The sequence below is a fragment of the Klebsiella sp. genome (assembly GCF_027492335.1).
GTDB classification, from domain to species: domain Bacteria; phylum Pseudomonadota; class Gammaproteobacteria; order Enterobacterales; family Enterobacteriaceae; genus Klebsiella; species Klebsiella huaxiensis.
Genome location: NZ_JAPUEW010000053.1, coordinates 55,948 through 62,142 on the forward strand (window position 1 = coordinate 55,948; position 6,195 = coordinate 62,142).

Genomic DNA, 6,195 nt, shown 5'->3' on the forward strand with positions numbered 1-6,195 from the left:
AAATATGCAACGACAGCGCGGATTCACCTTACTGGAAATCATGGTGGTGATTGTTATCCTCGGCGTGCTCGCCAGCCTGGTGGTGCCCAATCTGATGGGCAACAAGGAAAAGGCCGACCGGCAAAAAGTGGTCAGCGACCTGGTCGCGCTGGAAGGAGCACTGGACATGTACAAACTGGACAACAGCCGCTATCCAAGCACCGAACAGGGACTTCAGGCGCTGGTTACTGCGCCGTCCGCCGAGCCGCACGCACGAAACTATCCGGAAGGCGGCTATATTCGTCGCCTTCCGCAAGATCCCTGGGGCAACGATTACCAGCTGTTAAGCCCCGGTCAGCACGGACAGGTGGATATTTTCAGCCTCGGGCCGGATGGCGTCCCGGAGAGCAATGACGATATCGGCAACTGGACTATCGGGAAGAAATAGTGCGCCAGCGCGGCTTTACGCTACTGGAGATGATGCTCATTTTGCTGCTAATGGGCGTCAGCGCGGGCATGGTGATGCTGGCGTTCCCGGCTTCGCATGACGATGGCGCGGAGCAGACGCTGGCGCGCTTTCAAGCACAGTTGCGCTTTGTCCAGCAACGAGGACTGCAAACCGGCCAGTTCTTTGGCGTCTCGGTGCATCCCGATAGCTGGCAGTTTCTGGTATTACAAGCCCGCGAAAGCAACGATCCGACACCCGCTAACGACAGCTGGAACGGCTATCGCTGGCTACCGCTGCAGGCCGGGCGCGTCGCCACTTCGGGCAATATCAATCAGGGCAAGCTGAACCTCACTTTCCCGCAGGGCGAAGTCTGGGCACCGGGCGACAATCCCGATGTGCTGATTTTCCCCGGCGGCGAAATGACCCCGTTCCAGCTCAGCATGGGCGATGCGCCGGGTATCGCGTTTAATGCCCGCGGCGAAAGCCTGGCCGAATCGCAGGAGGCGCAATGAAACCCCAGTCCGGTATGACGCTGATTGAAGTGATGGTCGCGCTGGTGGTGTTCGCCCTGGCCGGGCTGGCGGTGATGCAGGCGACGCTCCAGCAAACCCGCCAGCTGGGACGGATGGAAGAGAAAACTCTCGCCAGCTGGCTGGCGGATAATCAGTTAGTGCAGCTACGGCTGGAGAATCGCTTTCCGGCGCTGAGCTGGTCAGAAACCACCGTGCAGGCGGCGGGCGTCAGCTGGCATATTCGCTGGCAGGGTGTGGAAACCGACCTGCCGCAGCTGCGCGCGCTGGACGTCGAGGTTCGTCATGCTAAAAGCGATAAGACTCCGCTCTCTTCGCTGCGCACCTATGTAACGCAGCCATGATTCAACGCTCGCGCGGTTTCACCCTCGTCGAAATGCTGCTGGCGCTGGCGATCCTCGCCGCGCTCAGCGTCGCTGCCATAACAGTGCTGCAAAACGTGATGCGCGCCGATACGCTCACCCGCGATAAAAGCGAGCGTATGCAGGCGTTACAGCAAACGTTCAGCCAGATGGCGGCAGATTTCAGCCAAATCATTCCCCGCCGCAGTCGCGACAGCGCGAGCCTGTTTTTTGCCGGACGCTTTCAATTGAGCAGCGATGACTGGGCGATTGCCTTTAGCCGCAACGGCTGGCCCAACCCGCTGGGCATCCTGCCGCGTTCGGAAATTCAGAACGTCAGTTATCGCCTGCGTGAAGGCCAACTGGAGCGCCTGAGCTATGACCAGCAGGACCCGTTGCCCGGCAGTCAGCCCACCATCACCGTCGTCCAGCGCGGCGTTCAGGCGTTCCGTCTACGCTTTTACGCCAGCGGCCGCTGGCAGGATGAATGGCAGCAGCCGCAGACGCTGCCGCAGGGACTGGAAGTGACCCTGACGCTGGAACCATACGGCGAAATCAGGCGGCTGTTTCTGCTCACGCCGGGGGGCAGCCAATGAACAACCGCCAGCGCGGCGTCGCCCTGCTGATGGTGCTGCTGATCCTTGCCCTGATGATGGTGCTGGCTAGCGCCATGACCGAGCGCAGCGCGCAGATGTATCAGCAAACCGCCACCACCCTCGATAATCTACAGGCCAAATGGTACGCGCTGGGGGCGGAAACCATGGCGGCGGCGCTGCTGCAACGCGACGCGCTCGATTCACCAAACCAAACCCATCTGGCGCAGAACTGGGCCCAGCAGGGACGCCGCTTTACGGTCAATGACGGCGAGATTTACGCCACCATTACCGACGCCCAGGCCTGCTTCAATCTTAACGCCATTAACCAGCTCAACGGCGATGAAAGCGCCGAAATGCCTTATCCCGCGCAGGTCTTTACCCGGCTGCTGGAAAACCTCGGCAGCGAACCCTTGCGGGCGCTACAGCTCACCGCCGCCCTGCGCGACTGGGTCGACAGTAATCGTGAGCCATTGCTGAACGGCGCGGAGGACGAAGTCTATATGGCGCAATCGCCCGGCTATCTGGCCGGGAATCAGCCGCTGCAGGATGTTAGCGAACTGCGCCTGCTGGTCGGGATGGACACAGCGCTCTATCAGCGCCTGTTACCCTACGTCTGCGCCCTGACGGACGACGTGCTACAGGTGAACGTCAACACCCTGAAGCCTGCTCAGGCGGCGCTGCTGGCGGCGCTCTTTCCAGCAGAAATCACCGTCCCCGAGGCGCAGCAACTGCTGCAAACCCGTGCGTCGACGGGCTGGAGCAGCGTCGCCGCCTTCCTGTCGCAGCCGACATTACAAAAAACCGATACCGCCGCCGCGCGTCCGTGGCTGACGGTACACAGCGAGCGTTTTATCGCCACCTTCAGCGTGGTGATGGGCAACGCCCGCTATCAACAACGTAGCCTCCTGCAAAAACAGGGGCGAACCTTCAGCGTCGTTCAACGGCGCTACGGAATCTATTGGGTAGCCGATGAATAACCACCAGACCTCTTCCGCCGCCGTGCTGATTATTCGCCTCAATCCTGATACCACCACGGCGCTATGGCGGCTGGTCGCGCCGGGAGAAGCGGCACAGACCGGAGAATGGCATCCTGATGATGGCGACCAGACGCTCAACCAGCTGGCGCAGCACTATCCGGCCTGGGTGCTGGTGCCGGCCAGCGATTGCGCGTTTCACCGCGTCACTCTGCCGGCCGGGGCCATCAGGCGACCGCAGCAGGCGCTGGCGTTTTTACTCGAAGAACAGCTGGCGACGGAGGTCGAAGAGAGCCACTTTGCCCTGCTTCATCAGGACAAAACCGACTGCGCCGTGGCGGTAGTTGGGCAAGAAAAAATGCGCGCCTGGCAGGCCTGGTGCGAGGGACTTGGGCTAAACGTACTGGCTCTGACTCCGGATATCCTGGCGCTGCCGCAGAACGCAACCGGCTGGAGCGCCGTACAGTGCGGCGAGCAGTGGCTGTTTCGCTGTGATACATGGAACGGAATGGCGGTGGAAACCTCGTGGCTCGATGGGCTGCTGGCCCACTGGCAAAACGTCATACCGATCGCGTGCTATTCACCGCCGCCGGATATCGCCGCACCGTGGCAGCCTCTCCCGGAGCAGGATCTTTTACAGCTAGCGTCGACCAACCCGGATGCCCGCAAGATCTGTTTACGCCAGGGCAATTTTGCGGCGAAACGCCGCCGTCAGCCGACGCCTCGCAGCTTGCGTCCAGCGATCGCCGCAGCGCTGGCGCTGATGCTGCTGTGGAGCGGCAACAGCCTGGACGATCACCTCACCCTGGGGCGACAGGCCGATGCCGCCGTGCAGGCCAGTCGTGATTTTTACCGCCAGTGGTTTAAAGCGGAAAAAAATATCATCAACCCGCGCCTGCAGATGCAGCAGCATCTGCGCCAGCTGGAAAGCTCAGGGGGGCAACCGGCGCTTATTTCACGGCTCGGCGCGCTGCAAAAAATCCTTGCCGAAACGCCGGGCATCCGCTTGCGCTCCCTGAGCTTTGATGCCGCACGCAACACGCTACAGCTGGAGATATCCGCCGTTTCATCACAGGCTCTGGAGCAGTTCAGCAACCGGGCGCGAACGGGATTCCGCGTGCAGACCGGCGAGATGAAGCCGCGGGCCGACGGTATCGAAGGTCGTCTGACGCTGGAGGACACCGATGCCTAATCTGCTCGCCTTATGGCAACAACGTACGCGCCGCGAACAGCATCTGCTGCTGGGGATGGGCGTGATGCTGCTTATCGGCCTGGTGTATTACGCGCTATGGCAGCCGTGGCAAAACCGTGAGGCGCAATGGCGGCAAACGCTAGCCAGAGAGCAGGCTAATCTGCAGTGGATGCGCCAGCAAACGCCGCTTCTCCAGCAGCTTAACCAACAGAAATCGCCCGCCGCGCAGGAAGAGCCATCGACGGTGATTATGCGCGAGGCCGCCCGCCACGGTATCACCATCGTTCGCCTGCAGCCGCAGGGAGTCCGCCTGAGCCTCACCGTGCAGCCCGCCGATTTCCAGTCGCTGATGTCATGGCTGGACGCACTGGGACAGTCGGGGATGGCGACCGCCACGCTGGCGGTGGCCGCCGTGGCGCAGCAGCCCGGCTGGGTTACGGTCAATGCGCTGGTGCTGGAGCGTAGCAATGAAAAATAAACTGATTATTGGTCTGCTGTTGGCGGCGGTCTATCTCTTCTGGCTGTTGCTTAGTGCCCCAGCTCGGCTGTTGACTCTGGCTTTGCCGGAAGGCGCACGGCTCTCTGAAACCTCAGGTACCCTGTGGAAAGGGGAAGCCCGTCAGGCCAGCTGGCGCGACGTTGAAATAGCCTATTTGCGCTGGGAGTTTGGCTTCTCGTCCTGGCTTCCCGGCTGGCATATCCGCTTTAACGACCCGTCCGGGCTGCGCGGCCAGGCCTGGCTGCACGGTCTGAACGAATTTGTGGTGCACGAGGGGCGTCTCACGGTTCCGGCCCATTTTATCAGCCAGCGGTTAGCGCTCGGAATACCGCTGGAAGCCAGCGGTCAGGTGGTGCTGACATTACCTGAAGCCAGCTTTAACGCCAGCGGCTGCCAGCAGATTCCCGGCGGCAATATACAGTGGCGGGATGCGGCGCTCAACTCCCCGGCAGGGGCGCTTGAGCTGGCCCAGATTAACGGCAAATTAAGCTGTACCCCAGCGGGTGCCCTGACCATCGCCCTGACCCAGGATTCTCATCAGCTTAGCCTAAGCGGGCAAGGTTCTTTCACGCCAGACGGTCGCTATACGTTTAGCGGGACATGGCAAACCCGCCAGTCGGCCCCGGCGCTGCTCACCCTGCTGGCGACACAAAATGCGCGTAAAGATGAGCAGGGGCGCACACCGTGGCAATTGCAAGGGCAGTGGTTATCGCAGGAGACACGATGATGATAGACAATATCACGCGGCTGGAGGAGTTTGCCGCACAATTCCCGCTCGCCTGGAGCGGTTTTTTACTCCTTTTCGGTCTGACGTTCGGCAGCTTTTTTAACGTCGTTATTCACCGTTTACCGCTCATGATGGAGCAAACCGAAACCGTTAATCTCTGCTTTCCCGCCTCGTTCTGCCCGCAGTGCCGTCAGCCCATCGCCTGGCGGGATAATATTCCCCTGCTGAGCTTTCTGTGGCTGAAGGGGCATTCACGCTGCTGCGGGCTACCGATATCTCGTCGTTATCCGCTGGTAGAACTGGCGACCGGCGTGCTGTTTGCGCTGGCCGGATACCTGATGCCGCCGGGGATGCCGCTGCTGGGCGGCTTGCTTCTGCTGTCGGTTCTGCTAATCCTTGCCGCCATCGACGCGCAAACGCTGCTGCTGCCCGATCGGCTGACCCTACCGCTGCTGTGGGGAGGGTTGTTGTTTAATCTTAACGATACCTTCGTGCCGCTGGCGGATGCGGTCATCGGGGCGATGGCCGGGTATTTGTCGCTCTGGACGGTGTATTGGGTATTTCGTCTGCTGACCGGTAAGGAGGCGCTGGGCTACGGTGATTTTAAGCTACTGGCGGCGCTCGGGGCGTGGTCCGGCTGGCAGGTGCTACCACAAACGCTGCTGCTGGCCTCCGCCAGCGGCCTGGTCTGGACGCTGTTGCAGCGGCTGGTGGCCCGACAGTCGCTGCAACAACCGCTGGCCTTCGGCCCCTGGCTGGCGTTTGCGGGGGGCGGCATCTTTTTGTGGAATCAGATATAACCGAGACAATCTTCCCGGTGGCGCTGCGCTGACCGGGCTACAGGCGGGTGCCGGTCTGGTAGATACTGTGAACGTCTGCAATCATTTTTAGTTGCCGGTGCTTTCTCCG

The 6,195-nt window shown here is 61.2% G+C and carries 9 protein-coding genes; all 9 read left to right on the forward strand.

The genetic code is table 11. The features are described from left to right. The first annotated feature begins 4 nt into the window (after positions 1–4). The 9 genes from gspG to QVF11_RS16825 are packed head-to-tail and all read left to right on the forward strand — an operon-like array spanning position 5 to position 6,086. Positions 5–427 (forward strand): type II secretion system major pseudopilin GspG, encoded by a 423-nt coding sequence (gspG, locus tag QVF11_RS16785; RefSeq protein ID WP_112215806.1) that lies wholly within the window; start codon positions 5–7, stop codon positions 425–427. After that, positions 427–939: a type II secretion system minor pseudopilin GspH gene (gene gspH, locus QVF11_RS16790; protein WP_142514974.1), complete on the forward strand. Its 513-nt coding sequence runs from the start codon at positions 427–429 to the stop codon at positions 937–939. Before gspG ends, gspH begins: the two co-directional genes overlap by 1 nt. Then, positions 936–1,301, forward strand: coding sequence for a type II secretion system minor pseudopilin GspI (gene gspI, locus QVF11_RS16795; protein WP_112215804.1), 366 nt, complete (start codon positions 936–938; stop codon positions 1,299–1,301). The genes gspH and gspI overlap by 4 nt, the downstream gene beginning before the upstream one ends. Further along, positions 1,298–1,894 carry a type II secretion system minor pseudopilin GspJ gene (gene gspJ, locus QVF11_RS16800; protein WP_112215803.1) on the forward strand — a complete coding sequence of 199 codons (597 nt, stop codon included), beginning with the start codon at positions 1,298–1,300 and terminating at the stop codon, positions 1,892–1,894. Before gspI ends, gspJ begins: the two co-directional genes overlap by 4 nt. Continuing rightward, positions 1,891–2,871: a type II secretion system minor pseudopilin GspK gene (gene gspK, locus QVF11_RS16805; protein WP_287858330.1), complete on the forward strand. Its 981-nt coding sequence runs from the start codon at positions 1,891–1,893 to the stop codon at positions 2,869–2,871. Before gspJ ends, gspK begins: the two co-directional genes overlap by 4 nt. Beyond that, positions 2,864–4,060: a type II secretion system protein GspL gene (gene gspL / locus QVF11_RS16810; protein ID WP_287858332.1), complete on the forward strand. Its 1,197-nt coding sequence runs from the start codon at positions 2,864–2,866 to the stop codon at positions 4,058–4,060. The genes gspK and gspL overlap by 8 nt, the downstream gene beginning before the upstream one ends. After that, complete coding sequence (locus QVF11_RS16815; protein ID WP_110272504.1) at positions 4,053–4,538, forward strand: type II secretion system protein M; 486 nt, start codon at positions 4,053–4,055, stop codon at positions 4,536–4,538. Before gspL ends, QVF11_RS16815 begins: the two co-directional genes overlap by 8 nt. Beyond that, entirely contained in the window at positions 4,528–5,286 is a 759-nt protein-coding gene (locus QVF11_RS16820) for a type II secretion system protein N (RefSeq protein WP_287858334.1), read from the forward strand. Before QVF11_RS16815 ends, QVF11_RS16820 begins: the two co-directional genes overlap by 11 nt. Next, positions 5,286–6,086 carry a prepilin peptidase gene (locus QVF11_RS16825; RefSeq protein WP_287858335.1) on the forward strand — a complete coding sequence of 267 codons (801 nt, stop codon included), beginning with the start codon at positions 5,286–5,288 and terminating at the stop codon, positions 6,084–6,086. Before QVF11_RS16820 ends, QVF11_RS16825 begins: the two co-directional genes overlap by 1 nt. Positions 6,087–6,195: the final 109 nt, after the last annotated feature.